Source organism: uncultured Thiodictyon sp. (assembly GCA_903837595.1).
In the GTDB taxonomy this organism is placed as follows: Bacteria; Pseudomonadota; Gammaproteobacteria; order Chromatiales; family Chromatiaceae; genus Thiodictyon.
Map to the genome: position 1 here is coordinate 1 of CAILVI010000549.1, position 19,753 is coordinate 19,753.

Annotated in this window: 22 protein-coding genes and 1 pseudogene; 2 read left to right on the forward strand and 21 right to left on the reverse strand. The window is 64.5% G+C overall.

From position 1 onward, the window contains the following. Positions 1–43: 43 nt before the first annotated feature. The 8 genes from QZY44_RS33130 to ssb form a co-directional block, all read right to left on the reverse strand. Positions 44–418, reverse strand: coding sequence for a hypothetical protein (locus tag QZY44_RS33130; RefSeq protein WP_295457830.1), 375 nt, complete (start codon positions 416–418; stop codon positions 44–46). Beyond that, positions 415–1,371: an AAA family ATPase gene (locus tag QZY44_RS33135; RefSeq protein ID WP_295457833.1), complete on the reverse strand. Its 957-nt coding sequence runs from the start codon at positions 1,369–1,371 to the stop codon at positions 415–417. The genes QZY44_RS33130 and QZY44_RS33135 overlap by 4 nt, the downstream gene beginning before the upstream one ends. Before the next feature lie 301 nt (positions 1,372–1,672). Beyond that, the gene (locus QZY44_RS33140; protein WP_295457835.1) at positions 1,673–1,852 is read right to left on the reverse strand and encodes a hypothetical protein; all 180 of its coding nucleotides are present in this window, start codon (positions 1,850–1,852) and stop codon (positions 1,673–1,675) included. Next, positions 1,830–2,018: a hypothetical protein gene (locus tag QZY44_RS33145; RefSeq protein WP_295457838.1), complete on the reverse strand. Its 189-nt coding sequence runs from the start codon at positions 2,016–2,018 to the stop codon at positions 1,830–1,832. The genes QZY44_RS33140 and QZY44_RS33145 overlap by 23 nt, the downstream gene beginning before the upstream one ends. A gap of 747 nt (positions 2,019–2,765) precedes the next feature. Continuing rightward, positions 2,766–3,788, reverse strand: a complete 1,023-nt coding sequence (locus QZY44_RS33150) for a lambda-exonuclease family protein (RefSeq protein WP_295457840.1) — start codon at positions 3,786–3,788, stop codon at positions 2,766–2,768. Positions 3,789–3,902: 114 nt separating this feature from the next. Next, entirely contained in the window at positions 3,903–4,964 is a 1,062-nt protein-coding gene (gene bet, locus QZY44_RS33155) for a phage recombination protein Bet (RefSeq protein WP_295457843.1), read from the reverse strand. A 127-nt stretch (positions 4,965–5,091) separates the two neighbouring features. Further along, entirely contained in the window at positions 5,092–5,415 is a 324-nt protein-coding gene (locus QZY44_RS33160) for a hypothetical protein (protein WP_295457846.1), read from the reverse strand. Between the two features lie 135 nt (positions 5,416–5,550). Further along, positions 5,551–6,057, reverse strand: a complete 507-nt coding sequence (gene ssb / locus QZY44_RS33165) for a single-stranded DNA-binding protein (RefSeq protein ID WP_295457849.1) — start codon at positions 6,055–6,057, stop codon at positions 5,551–5,553. A 624-nt stretch (positions 6,058–6,681) separates the two neighbouring features. On the opposite strand from ssb, the gene QZY44_RS33170 reads away from it, so the two are divergent. Further along, complete coding sequence (locus tag QZY44_RS33170; protein ID WP_295457852.1) at positions 6,682–7,317, forward strand: hypothetical protein; 636 nt, start codon at positions 6,682–6,684, stop codon at positions 7,315–7,317. 329 nt (positions 7,318–7,646) lie between these two features. Here the strand turns inward: QZY44_RS33170 and traN are convergent, their stop codons facing one another. The 13 genes from traN to QZY44_RS33230 all read right to left on the reverse strand — a co-directional run bounded on the left by traN (position 7,647) and on the right by QZY44_RS33230 (position 19,306). Continuing rightward, positions 7,647–10,352: a conjugal transfer protein TraN gene (gene traN, locus QZY44_RS33175; RefSeq protein ID WP_295457855.1), complete on the reverse strand. Its 2,706-nt coding sequence runs from the start codon at positions 10,350–10,352 to the stop codon at positions 7,647–7,649. A 22-nt stretch (positions 10,353–10,374) separates the two neighbouring features. Next, the gene (locus QZY44_RS33180) at positions 10,375–11,412 is read right to left on the reverse strand and encodes a TraU family protein (RefSeq protein ID WP_295457858.1); all 1,038 of its coding nucleotides are present in this window, start codon (positions 11,410–11,412) and stop codon (positions 10,375–10,377) included. Beyond that, positions 11,405–12,655, reverse strand: a complete 1,251-nt coding sequence (locus QZY44_RS33185) for a TrbC family F-type conjugative pilus assembly protein (RefSeq protein WP_295457860.1) — start codon at positions 12,653–12,655, stop codon at positions 11,405–11,407. The genes QZY44_RS33180 and QZY44_RS33185 overlap by 8 nt, the downstream gene beginning before the upstream one ends. Next, positions 12,642–13,163, reverse strand: coding sequence for a signal peptidase I (gene lepB / locus QZY44_RS33190; protein ID WP_295457863.1), 522 nt, complete (start codon positions 13,161–13,163; stop codon positions 12,642–12,644). Before lepB ends, QZY44_RS33185 begins: the two co-directional genes overlap by 14 nt. Further along, positions 13,160–13,519: a hypothetical protein gene (locus QZY44_RS33195; RefSeq protein ID WP_295457866.1), complete on the reverse strand. Its 360-nt coding sequence runs from the start codon at positions 13,517–13,519 to the stop codon at positions 13,160–13,162. The genes lepB and QZY44_RS33195 overlap by 4 nt, the downstream gene beginning before the upstream one ends. After that, positions 13,512–15,911, reverse strand: a complete 2,400-nt coding sequence (gene traC, locus QZY44_RS33200) for a type IV secretion system protein TraC (RefSeq protein WP_295457869.1) — start codon at positions 15,909–15,911, stop codon at positions 13,512–13,514. The genes QZY44_RS33195 and traC overlap by 8 nt, the downstream gene beginning before the upstream one ends. A gap of 120 nt (positions 15,912–16,031) precedes the next feature. Next, positions 16,032–16,400, reverse strand: coding sequence for a TraA family conjugative transfer protein (gene traA, locus QZY44_RS33205; RefSeq protein ID WP_295457871.1), 369 nt, complete (start codon positions 16,398–16,400; stop codon positions 16,032–16,034). Between the two features lie 48 nt (positions 16,401–16,448). Continuing rightward, positions 16,449–16,814 (reverse strand): TraA family conjugative transfer protein, encoded by a 366-nt coding sequence (gene traA, locus QZY44_RS33210; RefSeq protein WP_295457873.1) that lies wholly within the window; start codon positions 16,812–16,814, stop codon positions 16,449–16,451. 103 nt (positions 16,815–16,917) lie between these two features. Next, positions 16,918–17,340: a TraV family lipoprotein gene (locus QZY44_RS33215; protein WP_295457875.1), complete on the reverse strand. Its 423-nt coding sequence runs from the start codon at positions 17,338–17,340 to the stop codon at positions 16,918–16,920. Further along, complete coding sequence (locus QZY44_RS33220; RefSeq protein WP_295457878.1) at positions 17,337–17,579, reverse strand: conjugal transfer protein TraV; 243 nt, start codon at positions 17,577–17,579, stop codon at positions 17,337–17,339. Before QZY44_RS33220 ends, QZY44_RS33215 begins: the two co-directional genes overlap by 4 nt. Before the next feature lie 8 nt (positions 17,580–17,587). Next, positions 17,588–18,307 (reverse strand): DsbC family protein, encoded by a 720-nt coding sequence (locus tag QZY44_RS33225; protein ID WP_295457881.1) that lies wholly within the window; start codon positions 18,305–18,307, stop codon positions 17,588–17,590. A gap of 508 nt (positions 18,308–18,815) precedes the next feature. After that, the gene (gene tnpB, locus QZY44_RS36070; RefSeq protein WP_365305804.1) at positions 18,816–19,046 is read right to left on the reverse strand and encodes an IS66 family insertion sequence element accessory protein TnpB; all 231 of its coding nucleotides are present in this window, start codon (positions 19,044–19,046) and stop codon (positions 18,816–18,818) included. Beyond that, positions 19,046–19,306 (reverse strand): IS66 family insertion sequence element accessory protein TnpB, encoded by a 261-nt coding sequence (locus QZY44_RS33230; RefSeq protein ID WP_295457884.1) that lies wholly within the window; start codon positions 19,304–19,306, stop codon positions 19,046–19,048. Before QZY44_RS33230 ends, tnpB begins: the two co-directional genes overlap by 1 nt. A gap of 65 nt (positions 19,307–19,371) precedes the next feature. Here QZY44_RS33230 and QZY44_RS33235 point away from each other — a divergent pair. Continuing rightward, positions 19,372–19,753, forward strand: a pseudogene (locus tag QZY44_RS33235) (hypothetical protein); the annotation flags it as partial.

The window sequence follows — 19,753 nt, forward strand, 5'->3', positions numbered from 1 at the left end:
CGACCACAGGCGCCGCGGTTGGCGGTTGGATTGGACGGTTGGTTTAGAAGTAGAAGCCGTCTTCATCCCCACCCAGGAGGGCAGCGATGTCGATGGCGGACTTCTGCGGTTTCTTCGGCGGGGGCGGCGGTGCCGGCTGGTGCTCGGATGCCGACTGAATGCGCGGGAGGTGCCTGACCTCCCCTTCCGTGTTGATCAGGCGCCGCCCCACCGGCTGGTAGCCCTTGTTCATCTTCTCGGTCCGACGCTGATGGATGATCGCGCGGGTCAAACCGGGCTGGCTTTGCACCAGCTGGCCGGCTTTTCCCCAGCGGACTTCAAAGAGCCCGGAACCGGTGCCCATCTCGGCGTAGCCCCACTCCTTGGCCGATCCGTCGGGATGGGTGAAACGGAACAGCTCGTAGGTCTTGCCGTTCACGGCTGCGACCCATCCCAGTAGTCGCCGAACACATCGGCCGCGATCCGGTGGATCGCCTCCTGCTGTTCCGGGTCCGCGCGGGCGGTCAGGGCCTGGGACAAGGCGTACTCGAAGACCTTCGGGGCACCCTTGAACGTCAGCGAAAGGCCGGCCCAGCGGACCAGGGTCCGCGTACTCATCGTGACCGTCAGCTCCGCCCCACCCTCCTTGGCGCCGACGAACAGCCGGCGGATTTCACCGGCGACGGTGATCATCTTCTCCGCGATCAGGTCCGGCAGCTTCGGGACCTGGGTCTTGAGGATCGCCTTCTCGACCGCGGGTTCGGGGTAACCGACCTGGACCACCCGGAAGCGGTCCATGAAGGCCAGGTTCTGGCGCAAAACCCCCTGATAGAGGCCCGAGCCGTCCCCCGCGCCCACCGAGTTGCCGGTGGCGAACACCCGGAACTTCGGGTGCGGGCGGATCACCTCCCCACCGTTTTCAGCGATCACCAGGGGCTGGCCCTCGATGATGTCGTTCAGTCCCGCCAGTTCCGACGGGTCCATCAGATCACTCTCGTTCAGGATCAGCAGGTGCCCATCCCGGGCGGCCACGGCCAGCGGACCGTAAATGAACTTGGTCTCGCCCTGCACCAGGATGAACTGGCCGAGCAGGGCATGCAGTTCCATGCGACCGTGACAGGTCACTGACTGCACCGGCCAGAAGATCCGGCTGGCGACCTGCGTCACCAGGCTGGTCTTGCCGGACCCGGTGGGGCCGGTCAGGAACAGGCCGTCTCCACTGGGATCGCGCAGGAAGGCGAGGACGTCCCGCAACACCTCGTTACGGAACACATAGGGTTTGCGCACCGGGATGTGCGGATGGGTCTCGTCAGCGAAGCCGACGACTTCCAGCCCGGCACGGGCCTGGACGCCGAAGGTGGTCGCGACATCGAAGCGTTGGTAGGCACTCATGGTGGTCTCCTGGGTCTGTTAAGGAACCCGAGGAGACGCACGCCTCCCGTTGGGGGAGCACTGGTCTCCCCGGTTGGGGTGGGTGTTGGTCGTTCGTGGTAGGCTTGCGGGAAAGCCACCAGCAGAGGCTAAGGTCTTGGAAACGTCATCAACTGGCCACACGGCCGACTTCTCGCAAACCCCGGACGGGCGTATTGCGTTCACGGCCGATGGTCGGAGGTTCTACACGTCCTATTTCGGTTATGCGGGGATCGACATCCGTCGAATCAGGACTCGCGAGGATCTGTATCGCGCAAGCCGATCAGCGTTTCCGGTGTTCTTCCGGTACATGGAGCAACGGCTCAAGAAGCGTCGTCAAACGCTTGAGACGCGTGCTTTGTTGGCCATCGTCCACGATGATTGGACGTCGCTTGACCGCATCAATGGCCAGCTCCAAACACGCGAACACCTTGCGGTTCTCAACGGATCGCGTGGCGAGCATCCAACTCGATCCTGATGGCGCTGATCATCTGTCTGGCATCCGCCTGCGGCCCCGCTTCCCTGAAGGCCTCAGACGTGGCTTCAATCCGCAGAATCTTCGTTTCGAGTTCGGCATCGCTGGCGCTTTCCAGCCAACGCAGGAGCGCACGCCAATCCTCTTTCTTCATGGTGTCTCTCCGTTAGAGAGGGCACCATGGCCTTTTGGGGCAGTAGGTGCCCCGGGGGGGTTATCGTTTGACGGCGACGATGACTCGGGTCTAGACCTCACGCCGGGTTCGGTCCTCTTCTCAAGGACCTTCTGTCAAAAACAAGCGTAACAGCACCCAATACTGGCTCCGTCAACGTAGTCCATTTGAGGGACTAACGCTGTTCCACAGCAATCGCAGATGCCATCTTGATCGCTGCATGCTTCATCTGCATCCGGCATCTCGTCAGTGACCGTTTTCTGTAGTTGGCGGATATACTCCGCCACACGCAGTCGGGCCTCTTGATGAAACAGCGGTACAGAAGTGACTGTTCCTGTGATATAGCACGGACACGGAAGTCGGATGACCCCTTCAGGCATCTGGACACAGGAATAACCTTCGTCGCCCTTAATCCAGAGCAGCATGTCTCCATCGCGGAGTCTTTGGGTTTCTGCCCGCGGATTGCTCAGTCCATGATCGGACTGTAATGCAGCCCGACAGAATTCATCTAACGTTCGCATTGCTATGCCCTCGTATGCCTTAGACAGGTATCGGTTTATGATCGTTTCGGCTGCTTTTATCGGACGCCCAGCTAGCGTCATGGCGATGTCCGGCATGGACAAAGCGCAATCCGGTTGTCCGCTGCGTACGCTCTATTCGGCGCGTCCGCAAGGGACAACCGCCGGGCCTGAACCCGGGGTTGTCGCTGTTCGCGTGATCGAACGGGCCTTAAAAGAAGCAGCCCTTATCGTCCTCTGCTGTCTGCAGGACCGCTTCCACCTTGGCTTCGTCGAACGGCACCTGGGCCTTCTCCTCTTTCAGCACGGTGACCTTGACGCGATCTGACAACGCGCCACGGTAGGTCTCCAGCACCGCCGGATCGAGCTCAGGGAGCAACACGGCCACGGCGTCCTTGTAGGCGATGAGGCCGCGCTGGGCATACCGCAGGACCTTGATGCCCGCTGTTTCGGCCACGAGAAAGTCGCCCATCATGGCGACCAGGGACTCTTCAATGACATCAATACTGGCCTTCAGCGTCTTGACCTGATTGTCGAGCGCCGTCTTGGCGGCAGCCGCCTTGCGGTACTCGGCGGCCCGCAAGGTCCAGGTCTCCAGCTCCTTGGCCTTGGGCGTATAGAGGTCACGCTCAGGATCTCTGGGCGGCTCCTTCTTGTTCTGAATCTGCGCCCAGAAGTCCAGACACCCCGGAACCAGCGTCTGCGCGATGAAGACCTCATCGCGTTCCACCTCAAACTCGACCATGGCGCCGGGTCCGTAGTAGAACACCAGCCATCCCAGGGTCTGACCGGACACATAGAGTTGAGTCTGGACTTGTGGCCAGTACAATTTATACGCGGTCGACTCCCGGCCAAGATCCAGCACCTCCATGTAGACCTTCTGACACGACACCTTCAACTCCACCGGGCGGCCGTCGTCGTCGATGCCGTCAAAGGACGCCCGGATCAGCGGTTGTTCCTCAGACTCCCCGCAGAGGGCCAGGAGCATCGTGTCGTGCTTTTCCTCAAACGCCCAACGCACGGCGTCCTCACCGCCGGTTCCCTTATTGCGGAACCAGTCGCTTGAGAGTTCCGCTTCCGAGCGCACCAGCCCCGTCTTTTCGGCCCATAAACGCCATGGCGTCTTAAAGGGCGACAGCCCGAGAAGAATGGCGACGTCAGAGGCGGACACTCCACCAGCCCGCCACTCCAGCCACGCAGGTGTCCGCTGGGGCAGATCGATCACGTTCATCATTCGGTGCTCCTATCAAAAGGCAGGGGCACCATGCCCCCAGGGGCAGCGGGTGCCCCTTGGGGTGGGTCTAAACGGCGATGTGCGACCACCGCCCATGGCGGTCTGACGTGTCGTTCAGGCGGCCTGTGCCTGGGCATCCTTGACGGACGCCTCAGATGCCGTGGTCAACTCTTGGAGGGCAAGGACCATCTGGTCCCCGCTGAAGCGTGACCGCGCATACTCCTCGGCCTGCCCCCACGCCTTCGTGGTGGTGGCTCGTGCCACGAGTTTCTTGATCTGCGCCTGGACGGCCTCATCGATGGCCGTGGTCTTGGCCTGATCACTCAGGGGGATCGTCGCGGTCGCAGGCTGGACGGGCGCTGCCCCAGCTGCGGCAGCCTCTTGCTTTGCCGCGCATCGGCTTCTTTCCATAAGCCCGGTGTCGATTGAAACGCTTGGCACCGTGGCCTGGACAGTGACCGGCGTGGAGTCGATGACGGACGCCATGGGTACGGAGTCCACCTCGATCACCTTCCCGGCCATTTCCTCGGCCGTATACTCGCCGGCCTCCTCGGGAAAGGCCGCCCGCAGCGATGCGGCTTTCGCGCACTTCAGGAGCTGCCCGCGGGGACGCTTCTGCCACATCTCATTCGGGATCGGGGACTTGCCCTGACGCGCATAGGCTTCCTCCCAGAAGACCATTTCCGAGAAGGGACAACGGACCCCGTTCACCAGGCGGTAAACGGTGACTTCGGCCCACTCCGGAAAGGTGACGGTCGCCTGGACTTCCACCCATTGCTCGTTGCGCTTCACCGTACCGGAGAAGGTCTTGGTCTGGTCAGGACCAAACCGCGGGGAATCCAGCCCCGCCCAGAGTCCGGTCCGCGCGGCCGTAATTTGCACTTCGGTGATACTCGGCCAGACCGTCTCGACATACCGTCGTAGCGCGCTCGACCACATGGGTACGACGTGGACCGGACGCTTCATGATGTCCAAGCCACGGGCCTGGCAGTATCTGACCGCCAGAATGATCCCTTCGGGGGTGTCGGCCGATGGGAAAATGCTGTCGGTGAGGACCGCCCAGGTGCCTGGATCGAGACCGATTTCCGCCAGGACGGCGGCAGCCACCGGGATGCGACAAGAGACGGCGCCGGTACCGGGAACGACCGCTAATGGGTTCTTCTTCATGCTTGCCATGGTGTGTCTCCGAGGGTTGATGACCGAGGGAGACGCACCATCCCTGTTGGGAGTCGGTGGGCTCCCCAGGGGGTTGCGTCGGTTCAGTTCTTGGCGCCATCCGTGACGCGCGTAGCGCAGCGCCGTGTTATCCGGCCTGCCCGTTGCGGGCATCCATCGACTGGCGCAGGCGTGCAACAGCCGTTGCAACCGATCGCGGCGGATTCGGCTGCGGTTCCACCAGGGCGAGGCCCGGCGGGAGTGTGGGGGTTTCAACGCGATGGAAGTCGGCGAGTTTCTGCGCCGTTCCACGCCCTTTCTTGGTCCGGGTGTAAGCCGGTCGGCAGTAGGCATTCCACCGATCATTTGGTCGTGCACTCGGGATGGGACGCAGCGGCTTGGGTGCCGGCGGTCGCTTGCGAGCCAGTCGCACCACAATGACCAGCAGCACTACAATAGCGACAATCGTCATGGTCTATCTCCTGGGTGTGTTGAACCCGAGGAGACACACCTCCCCTGTCGGGAGAACGCGTCTCCCCGGGGCGGGGGCGGTCAGATCAGATGGACAGTTTCAAGTCGAATCGGACTGCACGCTTGATTAGCGCAATCACGCAATGAAACGACTTTCATGTCGCATAAACGGGATGTCATCGTCGAACGGCATTGCGCCGTTGTGGTCCTCGCCGGACGGTTGGGCTTGGTTCGCCGGCGGGCGCCGTGCGTCGGTACCAGGCGGGTTCGTCGACCGTGAGTCGTTCTCACCGACCGGGCGACCGTCGAGCATCTGCATGGTTCCGCGGGCGCTGACAACGACCTCCGTCGTATAGCGGTCGATGCCTTCTTTATCCTGCCACTTCTGGGTCCGCAGTTGGCCTTCCACATAGATCTTAGAGCCCTTGTGGAGATACTGCTTGACGAGCTCCGCGAGCTTGCCGAAGAACACCACCCGGTGCCATTCGGTGCGCTCCTGAGTCTCGCCCGTGTTCTTATCCTTCCAGGATTCGCTGGTCGCGAGGCTCACGCGAGCCACCGGATCACCGTTCTGCATGTAGCGGACATCCGGCTCGTTGCCGAGGTTACCGATCAGGATGACTTTGTTGATACCTTTGGACATGATGTCCTCCTTCGTGTGTGGAGGGACATCACGCCCCAGGGGGGTGATGCCCCGGTTGGGTGATCGAACGTGACGCATTGGTTTGGCTGTTTTTGTCGGACGCCCAGCTAGCGTCATCGCCGTTCTCACCATGGAGAACGGACACTGTTCGCCTGTCCGCTGCGGACCGGGCGGCGCGCAGCAGCAGAAGGATCGCAGGGGACAGGGGAACGGTCGTTCTCGAGGCTGACCGATGGCCGCGTCGCGCAGAAGCACCTGCATCAGCAGGAGGGGAAAGGGGGAAAACGGTACGCAGCGAAGACGGCGTGAGTATCAGGCATAACCGCCCGTCAAGCCGTTGTGATTGGCCCGTCAGAATGCGCGTCGCGGGTTCACCCGATGGCGCTGAATAACAGTCGCGGACTCGTGTTGGCTGCTTTTGTTACGCGCCCAGCTAGCGCGATCTGAGGGAATACTATTTAGCGCGCTTGGCGCAGTTTTGCAAGTCCTTTTTTCGTGCGGCAACGGCAACGCACCACCTCCCGAAAAGTGCTCGCTTTTTGCAATCTTCAGGGGCTTACCAATCGCCCGGGTGCACTCTACTCTAGGCGTTCTATCTACTCTGATCAGGCCTCGCACAATCCCATGGCTGCACCCCGCACTGCATCGCAACGCCCCGAGCCGAAACGTCGTTTCAGCCGTCCGGTGTTCGACGAGCTCATCACCATCCAATCCGACCACGCCCAGCGCCTGATCCAGCGCGGGTTGTACCAGGTCTCTTCCGCACTGTATGCGATCGACGTCATCCTGCGTATCATCGGCAACAACGCTGAGATGGATCAGGTCGAGGTGATTGTCAACACCTTGCTCAACGACTTCGCACTCGCGTTGCATCAGGAGCAGGAGAAAATGGAGCTGCTGCGCACCCAGCACGGCATCACCCGCATCCCGCGCTACGAGGCCCCGCGCACGCTGACCGTGCATGTGTATTCGCCCCAGATGGGCCAATACTGTGCCCTGATCCAATCGCTCGACCAACTGATGGTCACGATCGATACCCTGTGGATGAACGGCGTCTTGGCCAGCAACCAGCGGGTCAATGCCGCGTTTGCGTGGCGGGTGCGCCTACTGCGCATCGGCCGGGAGATCATCAACCTCGCCCGGCGGGCCCGCGAGTCCGCGCAGCGCCAAGGCCGCGCCGACGAAGTGGCGGCCGAAACGGGGGCGGCGCTGATGGTCCTCGATCATGCCGTCCTGGAGGACGACGCGGCGGCGGCCTGACACGACCGGCCGCGGCTACCTGATCGGCGCCGGATCGCCGATCGGAGCGGCGGCTGGCCGGCCCCCGTCGCAACGCACGATTGGCTTGGGGGACCCAGCGCGACAGCGGGACCTGGTGGCGGTCGGCCAGGGGTTCCACGACGATCGCTGGCCGGGAAACTTATCCACAATCCCTGTGCATAACCATGCCCATAAATTTGCCGCGCCCGTACTTTAGGTTTTGTACAACAGTCTCTTAAGGCCGAAAAGTGAAATCCGAGCAGCGCGTGCCCAGTACCGCGAGAGCGGGACGGCAACGCGCTGGAGGGCGACCCCTGCGTTGTTCGTGTCTAGGGTAAGGCCGGCAGGGTCGCGCTCCAGCCGCCACCCGCGGCATCCTTGCGCACCTGCTCGCTATTGATCCCGTCCGTGCGCTGGGTCGAGCGAGCGGCGGCGTTTGGTCGCTGACCATTGGTCGACAGGACACTTGACGTGCCGGTAAGGTCCTCAATGTTGAGCTTATCCATGGTCGGAAAGTGCCCCGTTTCGACCAGGATGCTGAGCCACTCGTCGAGGTTGACCCGGTTCCAGTCAACCTGCTCCAGCTCCGAGATCTTCAGCCCCCGGCAGTCCGGACGATCGGGGGCTCCCCAGCCGCGTCCGAGCTGCGGGCGTACCTGCTCTTGGAGAATCCGTGCCAACGGGGTCGTGAAGCAACAATACGCGTCCCGTTTCTCGACGCAGTAGCCCAGGACCTTCGATTTGCAGTAGCCACCCACCCCGACACAGGTCTTCAGTTCGCGCTTCGCGCCCAAGGCGAACTCATCTTTTTCGCAGGTCCAAATGATCTTGATCAGAATCATGACGATCTGGTAGACCAGGTAGGCCCACATCACCCACACCAGGACGGCCCCCAGCAGGGCTGCCCCGCCACCCAATTGCAGGGTGCCCTGCACCGCGCCATTGACCACGGCGGACCCGCCGGTGGTGGTGGAGAACAGCAGATTGACCGCCGCATCACCGAAGGTTTGGGCCGCCCATTGGGCCGTGTCCTGCATAATGGTCTGGGTGATACCCTGCGCCACGGCCTTTTCCGCTTCCTGCGTCGCGGCTGGTGCCACATTGCCCATGAGGTTGTTGGCCGCGCTGGTGAAGGTCTCTTGGATCGCGCTCCAGGTCGAGGACACCGGACCCCGCAGCGTTTCCCACGCCCCCCGCACCACGTTCTGCTGATCCAGTGACATCAACGCGTTGTCAATCTTGACCATGTCCGTGACCAGTGTAATATAATCCGTCATGTTGGTGGTGCCGGGCGTCTTGCAGCAATTGACGATGCCACCGACGGCGCGCTTGCATTCTTGTGGACTACCGGTGAAGACGGTGCAGTCACCCCCGGCATCACAGGTCATATCCGACGCGGCCATTTGGGCGGCCTGGAGCCCCGCGGCGGCCTTGGCGAAATCGGTCGATTGTTCGCTCGGAAAGCTCGCACAATCCGTCCCCATACACCGCACGGGGCCGGCACAGTCCATGGTGGACAGGCGATCGAGGACCGGAATGCTGTGCAGCGTGCCGCAATCCCAGGTTTCCTCGTGGAGGTAGCAGTTGCCGTTGGCGTCCTGTGCGCCGGGGACGCAGACGGACTTGAGGAACCCGCACTGCGGGTTTTGCTCCAGCTCGGTGCAGTCAGTGGGCGTAGTCCCCTCATTGAACGGACATTGCTGATGGCCCTGGGCGTCGATCCAGCAGGGCATCGGCCCGCGGTTGAAGACCGAGCAGTCGGAGGTCACCGTCGCTTGTCGGCAGAGGGCATTCACCCCCGGGATGGGCGATGGCTGCACATTGCGCGGGCACACGGTCCCGCCCGCGGCGACATAACAGCCGTTGCGGCCCAGTGGCGGGGAGGCGGTGCACGTGATGTTCCCGGCGCAGAACCCGCCACTGCCCCGCAGCGTTTTCGCCAGGTCCCGGCAGTGCGGATTGTTCGACCAGCCGCGATCGGTGACCTTCAGCGCGTGGTGCAGCGTCACCGTCACGGTGTAGGGGGCCGTGCCGCGCCACCACTCCCGCGGCCCCGTGGTGCGAAACGCAAAATCGTTCGCGATGGTGAACGACGCCCCGTCCTTCAGATAGGCCGTCCAGTCCATGGAGAGGCCGGGACGGTTCACATACTCAAACGACGCGCCGCTCGCCGCGTAATAGGAGTAATTGTCAAAATTGACTTGATAGCGTTCGGTATATTGATCGATCTGGAAGGTGCCGAACGACGGGCCACTGGGTGCAACGGACACGGATGCCGAGGTCACCCGACGGCTATCGGCGACGGTGTAGCCGAAGGTTTGTGGAGCGGGCGAGGACGGATAGCCCCGCCCCATGTTCTCATTGGCGCTTTCCTGGTGGTTATAGGTGATCTGCGTACAGCCGCTCCCACAGGACTGCTTGAGCGCACCACCCCAGGGCGTGATTCCAACGGTATCCGCAATGCTGTAATCGTGGTACAGGGCGCAGCTGCCACCCAGCTTTTCCAAGCGATTGCAGGTGCGCAGGTCGGCGACGTGGGTCTGGCGTTCGCTCTGCTTGAAGGTCGTGGCCAGTGTGCATTCCGCGAAGGTACGGCTGATCGCCGCGAAGTTGGTCAGGACGTCGTCGGTCTGTGACCACAGGGGATCGTTGCGCATGTCCGGGCGCGAGCGGTCAAGCGTCGCGCGCAGCGTGCGGTAACCGGCCCCCGTCGGGGAGTCGGTGCTCATGAGGGCACTCTGGGCGTTCTGCCCTTGCATCACGGCCCCGGTGTGGTCCCCGTAGTACGCGCTGAAGGTACCGGCGCCGCCATTCTGCGCACCGGGGAACAGGGTGCTGAACGACACGTCGCCGGCCCTGTTCCCGGGGAAGAGATTGAGCGTGCTGCCGGCCGTCGTCGGCACCGTGACGGCGCTGCGCAGCTGTGCGCCCGCGCCCTGGCCGGCCTGCATGGCGTCACGGAAGTCGTCACCCCACGCCAGTGCCCAGGGCACCCAGGCGATGGCCACGCTCAAGATCGGCGCGGCGAGGCGCATCAACCAACCCCGGCGGGGCAACTCAGAAGAGGGCAACACAGCAGTCCAACCAGCGCCACAGCATGTAGACATGATCCTCCCCGGGACCGGGAATGTTGCGCCACTCGCCCCAGCGCAACGGGCTCTCGCCGATGACGTGGGCGCGCTGGGTTTCCGGCAAGGGGTAGAACATCGAGATTTTGTAACCGGTCTTCTTCATCACGACATCGATCGGCGCCTTGCACACGGCATCGTCACCCATGGTGCGTCGGGCCAGACCGCGGCGGTGCAGCGCCGCCAAGGCGCGGGTCAGTGACAAGCTGGTCGCACGCGCCCGCGAGCCCAGCGTCCCTTGCGGACCGCTGAAGGGATAGAGGTTGCCCCAGGTCCCCGCACACCAGAAGAGTGCGTCCAGCGGGGTGCCGGCCGTGGCCGCCGCCGCATCGCCTAAGCACGCGGCGAGGGCCACTGGATTGGCGAGCCAGGCGGCCTCGGGGTTGGTGAAGAAGGCCAGTTCGTCGTCGTTCCAGGTCGGATCGATCTCGGACAGATAGAGGATGTCGAAATCGACGATGCCGTCGCGGTTACAGCGGCTATCGACGAAGAGATCCAGCAGGAACAGCAGCGGAAAGGCGTACCAGTGATAGTTCTGGAAGCCCCCATCCCCCGAGTCATAATCGGCTTTCCCCGAGGTGCCGAGCAGCCGCTTGCTGCCCAGCGGCAAGCGCATGCCGCCCAGCGTCGGTGAACACCCGGGTGCGCGCGTCAGCTCGACCAGCCGCGCCGGCTCCCAAAAGCTGATCGTGAGCCCGGGATGCGGGAAGCCCCCGCCGTCGTTGCAGAGACAGGCCGGTTGGCGCGAGGCCCCGGCCGGCACGCTCCCGCCAAAGAGGGACAGCCCGGCGATACGGATCGGAAACAGGCAGGCCCAGCAGATATCGGTGATCAGTTTCGCGGAGAACAGCTTGGCATCCGGACAGCCCGGATCGGACGCGAGCACCGGGATGGGCGTGAGGCTGGTCAGGGCAAGGCACCACGCGAGTACCGTGGCGATGAGTGTTCGGGCCGGGCGGTTAGTCATGGCGGACCTCCGGGGTCGGCGCGACGGGCAGTTCACTGATGACAAAGACCCGACCGCGGGCCTCCACCATGGCCGGTACGCGCTCCAAGGCAAACCGCGCGCGCACGTCCGGGGTGAGCAGATAGACCGGGGCGTCCAGCCGGTCCTCGACGGCCCGCAGGCCATCCCAGCCCTGGGTGCGGTCGAAGGCGGTGGCCAGATACAGCGGCCGCAACGCCCCCGCGGTCTGACCCAGACGGTGGGCGACCGCGACCTGGCGGGGGTCGGACGCATCAAAGATGACCAGGCGATGCGTGAAGGGCAGTCGATCGAGCGGATTGACGGTGTCACCGGCGCGGATCAGTGCGGTCCCATCCGGCAGGATCAGGTCGGCGCGGGCCGTGATCGTCGGATCGATGGTGCGCTCCCGGGCCGTGGTGGCGGCCGGGAGCACCTCGAAGGCGGCCCGCTGCCAGTAACGCCCGATCGCCGCCTCCCGCATGGCGTTCAGATCCAGGGCCGCCACGCGACGCTGCATCTCTTCGATCAGGTCGGGTTCGCTGATGGTGACCACCGGTCCGCGCACCCCCAGATCGCCGCGGGTCCCGGCGCCCAACTGCGCACGCAACCAGTCCGGCGCCGACAGGCCGCTGACCCGGGCCACCTCGCCGGTGGCGTCGCGGGCGCTGATGACGGGCACGACCGTGATCCCGCCATCGCGGAAGGGCGTGGGATCGAGCTCGACCGTGGGCAGCGGGTCGAGGTCTTTGAGGAGGGACTGGAGGTCGTGGATGGCATCCATCATCCGCTCGCCCGGGTTGATGCCGCGAAAGACGACGCGCACGTCCGCCCCGATGGCCCCGCGGAAGATCGCCCGCAAGGCCTCGGTACCCAGGGCGCGGGAGACGAACACGGTGTAGGTGATGCCGGTGCCGGGAGCCGCGCCGGCACTCGGCCCGGCGGCCGGCTTCGGCGCGCCGCACAGTTGCCCCAGGTCCTCACAGGCAGAGGCGGACACCGGGGCTTGCCCCTGCCGAGCCAGTTCAGTCTGCCCCAAGGCCGAGCCGGCGCCGGCCGCCGCCGGGTCTGGCGCCGTGCGTAACCAGGACGGCGCTTGGGCGCGGCCGGCAGCGGCCTCGATCCCGTGCGCCTGATCGCGGATGGCCCGCAATCCCAGCGGGTCGGCGTCGGCGCCAAGGGTCGGTAAGGGCGCCAGGCTGATGAGCACACTCAGCAGGGTGGTGCCCACTCTAAAATAAGGCATAGGCTCTTCCGCGAATCTGGGCCAGGGGGAGCGCGCCCCAATAGCGGGCGTCATAACTGTCGGGGGTGTCGCCCATCATCCAGACCGCATCGGCGGGGACGGTCTCGGTCCGGATGAAGTCGCTGGCCGGGCGGCCCAAGGTCGCCGCAAGGGCCAGCCCGGTGCCGACCTGGATCCCGTTGCTGGTGGTGTGCTCGGCGGTCACCGCGACGTGGTCGCCGGGTATCCCGGCCAGGCGTTTGATGACGGATTGATCGAGCCCGAAGAAGGGTTCCATCCGGTTCCCGGCGACGAAGGCGACGGGCGCCCCCCGGACCAGGCGCCGGTCGTGGCGGTCGATCAACCAGACCGTATAGGGGGGCAGGCAGTGATGCACCTGACCGTCGATGGCGAGCCGAAAGCGCGTCCCGAGGTACAATCCAAGCACGGCGAGCACCAGTAACACCGGTCCGGCGCGGCGCCAGAACTCGCTGGTCGCCAGCGGATTGGGGCGTGGCGTGGCAGTCACGGCGTGCCCCGCGGGCGCAGGAACAGGGTCGCGGGCGCTTCGATGACCGCTGCGGCGTCCAGCACCAGCACCCCGCCGTCGGCCAGTTGGCGGGCGAGGTCGCGTTGCCGCGCGATGCTGACCCCCAGTTGGTCGGACGGCACACCCCGCATCGCGCGGGCGATGTCGATGATGATCACCGGGGGACGGGTGGCCAGTTCAGCGACCAAGGGGCGGGTCGCCCACTGCCCGCCAGCGTAGCCGCCCGCCGCGCCGGCCAGGCTGGCGATGACGACCAGGAACAGACCGCTGGCCCGGCCGCGCGTGGGTGGCGCCGTGACCGGCGACCCCGGATCGATGGCGACGGACTCAGGCACCGGCCCGGTCCTCCAGCAACTGGTTGATCGCCTCCGTGACCGATCGCCCCCCGTCCTGAAGCCGCTGGATGGCGGCAACATCGGTGGGGCGGGTCGAGTAGAGGAGCCGCCGGAAGTCGTCCACTACCAGCCGGCCGATGCCGCCGCCGCGGTCGCTGGTGAGGATCATGATCTCGGAGTAGGCCCCGGGCACGGTATGCACCGTCTTGAGCAGTTCCGCCGCCCCCTCGCCCATCGGCAGCCGGTTCTCGGCCAGCAGTTGGTCGATGGCGTGCGCCGGTTGGGCCAGGAGCAGGGTGTGGGCGCTGTTGTTGGCGATGGCCCGCCCGGTCGGGTTGGCGTACAGGTCGGCCAGGGACTGCGTCAGGGTGATCGCCGCGCCGTTGTATTTGCGGAAGCGTCGGTAACCGGACTCGATGAACTTGGCCACGTCGCCCTGGGTCAGCAGGTCCCAGGCCTCGTCGATCATGACGAGCTTGGGCTGTCCCTTGTGCCCCAGGTACATGACCTGTTGGATCTGGTAGATCAGCTGCAACAAGATGACCTGCTGCAGGTGCTTGCGGCCCTTCAGCTCTTCGAGCTCCAACACCACGAGATCCCGGTCGAAGGCGATGGTGTTGTGCCCTTGAAACCAGCGGCCATACTCCCCCGCCGAGGTAAAGGCGTAGAGCTGATTGCCCACATCGGTGAGCCGCTGATCGCTACAGGCGGTGAGCGCCGTGGCGATCGCGTCAATGTTCATCGCGCCACCCAGCTCATCCCACACCTCCTTGAGCACCCGTTTGATGCCCGAGGTTTGAAAGTCGGTCAGCGGTTCCGTGGGTGCCGCCATCGCGGCCACCAAGCCGATGATCACATCCTCCTCTTCGCCCCATTCGCGGATCAACTCGAAGGGGTTGAGCGAGATGTTCGACTCTCGGGTAAAGGCGATAAATTGCCCGCCCAGGGTGTCGCACAGCTTCTCGTAGGAACGGCCCACATCAATGACCCAACAGCGCCCGCCAATGCTCAGATTGGTCGAGATCAACTCATTGGCCAGGAAGGACTTGCCTGAGCCGCTGGAGGCCGCCACCACGGCGTTGTAGTTGCTGAGCGAGCCGAAAAGGTCCAGATTCATCAGCTGGCCGTTGCGCCCGACCAGATTCAGCACCGGATCGCCGGCGCCCTTCCAGTCGCCAAAGACCGGCATCAGGGCCGTGACGTGACTGGCCGCCAGGGTCCGGTAGCGCATCAGGTTGGGTAACGCCTCGCGATCCGGCCCGAACGGCAGGCAGTGCAGGAACAGCGGCAGGCTGAAGAACTGATCCGGCATGACCTGGAAACCGAGTTCCCGCCAGTAGGTGCGCAAGTTGGAGGCCGCGGCATTGGCATCCGCCTGGGGCGTGAACAGCACTAACCCCAGGTAGCACTGCACGGCCCGATCACCCTCATCCAGCAACTGGAACAACACGTCATACCCATGTTTGCGATGGGCGAGCGCGGGCAGATAGTTCACCAGTTTCGGCGACGCCTGATGGGTGGCAAACTGGCGCCCCGCGTTGAGCTGTACCCGGTTGCTCTCCGCATCGGGAAAACTCAGGTTCATCACGACCAGGAGATTGTGGCGGATACCGCGCGACCCGGACATGGCATCGCCAAGATAGCGCGCCGCCATGCCAAACCCGACGCGGTCCGGAAAGCGCTTCACACTCATGGTCTGAATGCGCTCAGGGCCGATCGTGATCCCTTTGGCGTCGACCTCGATGGCGTGCATGAAATCCAGGACCTGCTCGCGAATCAGCAGATTGGGGTCGCAGTCGGGAACGATGTGGTCGCGCCACCCCGCCTTCGGGTCCCAGTTCAGAATGACCATCATGATGCGGACGTAGCGGTCCGCGGTCAGTGGGTGCGGGTACAGGCCGGCGGTCTTGAGGACCTGGAAGGCGGCGGCAGCGAGTTCCTTGCCCTCGCGCAGTTCGTTCTCGTGGGCGACGGTGTCGGCCAGCGGCAGCTTGATGGTCACAATCACCTGCAGATCGCGCAGGCGCAGATCGCTGCCGGGACCCAGGGCGCGATCGGTCCCGGCCCGCAGAAACTGGGCACACCGCTGGGTGGTGGTGCGCAGTAACTCATCGCCATGGCCGATGCGCAGCACCTGCATCCGGGCCAGTTGCTCTTCCAGGTCGGGCGAGGTCCAGAGGGCGATCTGCATCAGGGTGTTGGCGGGCCAGTCGAGGTTGATCAGCATCGACAGGCGGTCGGCCTGCGCGGGGTCCGCGCCGGCCAGCGGCTCGCACTCGAAACCAAACCCGAGCGTGCGGTCGTCACACTGGAAGAGGTGCGTGTCGGAATCGTAGGCAAGCACGGGGAAGAGGTCAGCGGCCCGCTGGCCTTGGAACCTGCGATGATTCATGAGCACTCTTTTCCAGTGAAGACAGGCAGATGACCAGCGGTTGGCGGAGCATCCACGAAGGGGTACAGGACTGACGCCGTCCCCGGTCGACCGGATACCGGTCGGTGCGGGACGCTGTGCTCAGGTGCCGACGATGACCATGACGGGCAGGGTTGCCGTGACTGTTGCGGTGATGATGTTCGGTGCCAGGAACATGCCGACGCCGGCCGCAATACCGGTGGCGAAGCCCATGACGCTGCCCTTGGTGACCCCGGCGATCAGGCCGACGATGATGAAGATGGCGGCGACGATGCGTCCCAAGTAACCGGTCATCCAGCCGGTGAGCATGGTGTAAAGCGGGGTGAATTCGGTCCCACCGGTACCCGCATGGGCCGTTCCTGCCATGAACAGTGCGGCGATGGTCAACAGGACCAGCAAGGACCCTGCGGCCACCGGTTGGCGGGACAGGACGGACGGGAGATGGTTCGATAAGGGAGTATTCGGTTTCATGGTGATGGGTCTTGTCTCTTTGAATGTTGCTGTGGGTGGGTGGCGTTCTTAGCCGCCCACGATGACCATGACGGGCAGGGTTGCCGTGACCGTCCCGTCGATGATGTTCGGCGCCAGGAACATGCCGACGCCGGCCGCGATGCCTGTGGCGAAGCCCATGACGCTGCCCTGGGTGATCCCCGCGATCAGGCCGACGATGATGAAGATGGCGGCGACAATGCGCCCCAAGTAACCGCTCATCCAACCCGTGAGCATGGTATAGAGCGGGGTAAATTCGGTCCCGGTCGTCCCCGCCTGTGCCGTACCCACCAGCAGCATGGCGATGGCTAATGCGACCAGGACCGCCAGTCCGATCAGCGGTTGGCGGGGCAGGCTGGACGCGAGCGTCGGTGGTGCTGGATGACTCAGTGGCATGGTCGTTTCCTCTTGTCTGGTTGAATATTGGTGGATGATGGGATAGCGGACCCAGTACGCCCGATAAGCGTTGCTTGGGTTGGCTGTTATGGCATCGCGTTCACTAGGCGCCACGCCGGCCGGTACTTGGCGGCAGCGGGATGGCAGCCTGAGTGCGTGGATCGATACCGCTATTCGCGCCTATTCCGGTCGGCGGCGGTGGCGCTTCGGTGCGTGTTTCCACCTGGAGTGGGCGCAGTACGCTGTAGCGGGAGGACGGCGACTGCTCGCCGTAGCTCCACTTGGTGGGATCGACTTCGACGTAGACGGTCGATGGCGCATGGAGGTCACCACGCTGGTCCTCCCAGGCGGCCAACCAGACCTGCATCGTGGTGGAGGACGCCTGTTTCGGCGTAAACTCCGCCGGTCGCTGGTCAACGGGGTCGGACCGGACGGTGGCTTTTGTGGCCCCGAGCGGAATACAGCCGGTGAGGCACCAGGCCCACAGACAGCACGTGGCGTAGGCAAACGCCCTCCGGTTGATCATGGCTGCAAGCTCCCGGGTTGGTTATTGGTACCGCCACAGCACGGCACCTGCCAGCGGGTGTTCAGGGTACTGGGACGTCGGGCCGCGGCCGGTGTGGGCCCCTGACCATCGGTGATGGCGTAGACTTCAGACGGTGGTAGGCACATCGGCTTATCGGGCATTCCTGGGCAGGCATACTTGGTGTTTTCCGCACAGGCGCTCAGGGCCAGCGCGATGAGAATGAGCGCGAGTCGCAGCATTGATGGGCTCATTGGCGGTCCTCACCGATCGGCTTCGGCGGTTCCAGCCAAGCCGCCAGGTCGTCGGGCTGCCCTTGGTGTATGCGCCCGTCCGGCGCGATCAGGAACGGTGTGCCTTGGATGCCCAGGATCTGGGCGGTGACCAGGGTGCGTTGAGCGGTCTGTTGGCCACAGGCCCCGGTCGGCGTCGGCAACTGATCGTCGTGCGCCAAGAGGGCCTTGAGCGCGGCAGCGGGATCGGTCGCGGCCAGACAGTGCAGCGCCAGGACCACGGGCTGCGACGGTGCCGAGAGCGGCAGCGGGATCAGGCGAAACCGAAAGCGGTCAGTCAGGGCCGGCAGGTCCTGGTACAGCGCACGACAGTGCTCGCACTGCGGGTCGACGAAGACGATGACATCGCGGCCGGCCCCGTCGTTGATTGCGCCCAGGTCGGCGACATCAAGCTTGAGGCGCTGCAGATCGATCCGGCCGGCCAGCGTCTCGGCCTGTTGGTAGGAGGTCAGTTCCGCGCCATGCCAGAGGTCCATGACGGTGCCCCGGATCAGGTACCGGCCGTTGTCGGTGATGAAGAGGAGTCGGCCATCCGTGGTTTCGACCGCCTGGATGCCTGCCACCGGCAGGCGTGTCATGTGCTTGATGGCCACGCCATCGCCCAAAGGTGCGGCCCCAGGGGTGACCCCGGGCGCCGCCGACACGGCGACCGACTGCGACAGGAGCGCAGCAAGCATAAGTTTTGACAGACGGAGAAGGCGCATCGACTGGGGGCCGCACGGGAAGTTGACGTGCGGCAAGGATGCCGTAACGAACGATCGGGGCGTGAGGGCGCAAGGTGCCCGTTTGGAGGGGGGAATGCGGGAGGTGCGGGCTCGGGGAGTGTCTGAGGTTGATGTGCCCGGCCCGTTCCTCGGTCTGGGCGAGCGAGGTCAAGGCCACCCGTGCCAAAGGTCATAGGCTTTCCCCCGGACCAGAATCGAGGTACTGCAACTGTCCCTTGCGAACCAACAGACGCGGGAGGCCGCATGGGTCGACGAGCGGAAGGGTCTGACGGTCGAGGGCCAACGGCTCGGGCAAGACGCTCGGCGCGTGCGGGCACCAGTCGTACCGATGTTGGCGGGGCCGGGTGACGAGTACGGCTCGACACACTGCCAGCGCGTCACCGTAGCCGCGATGCTGACGGATTGACTTTCTTGAAATTGTTGAGTGCCGTCTCCCGATTCGCCCTCGTGCGCCAGTCGCTCACGAAACACCCGCGCTCCAGCTGCTGGGCCCACAGACAGAAGCCGGTACGATTCCTATACAGCGCCTAATGTAATTACCGCGGCGGTTGATAAAGACCAGTAAATGCCCCGACAGCGGGTCCTGCCCGAGCCCCTGTTTGGCGAGTGCGCTCAGCCCGGTAAAGGATTTGCGCATGCCCACCGGGCGGCCATACACGAACACCCGGACCCGCGCTTCCGGAAAGAACATCAACCGCGCCGCAGGCGCAGCACCACGCCCGCGCCCCGTTTAAGCTCGATGTCCCAGGCCGACCCGTTGCTAATCGGGCCGGCCAGCGGATCCAGGTCCAGAAACCTGGGTTCCTTCACGGGCGCCAACGCCTCACTCGGGGCAGCGGCGGCCAAACGCTGGCGCCACTTGTAGAAACTCGCCGTGCCGAGGCCCTCCGCCCGGCAAAACCCGGATATACCCAGCGGGCTGCGCTCGCCACGCTCGATCACGGCCGCCATTGCGCGCGGCTACGCCGCACGCGCTTCTCGGTGATACCCATCGCTTGCTCCCATCGGTGTCGCGGATGATGGGGAGCATTGTCCGAATCGGCGGCGGGCGGGGAAGAACGCCGCGGGGTTACCGGTTACAGCGCTTCTGGGTGGAACGCACCTTCCAAGATGGTAAGAGCCACGCCAGACTGGATCATTACCAGGCACGTGGCTGGCGTACCTGGCATCACCACATGGCCTTGGTCATGATGGCGATGCTGTGCATGCTGGAGGAGCGCGTCGCGGCCGCCGACACGCTTCCCCTGCTCGGCTGCGCGGACCTGGAGACCCTCCTGGCCCACTTCCTGCCGCGCCGTGACGTCAGCGTCGATGAGGTCATCCGCCAGATGCAGGTGCGCCACGCCAAACGCCAGGCGGCCATCGACGAGGCATTTGAAAAACAACGCCGTGAGCAAA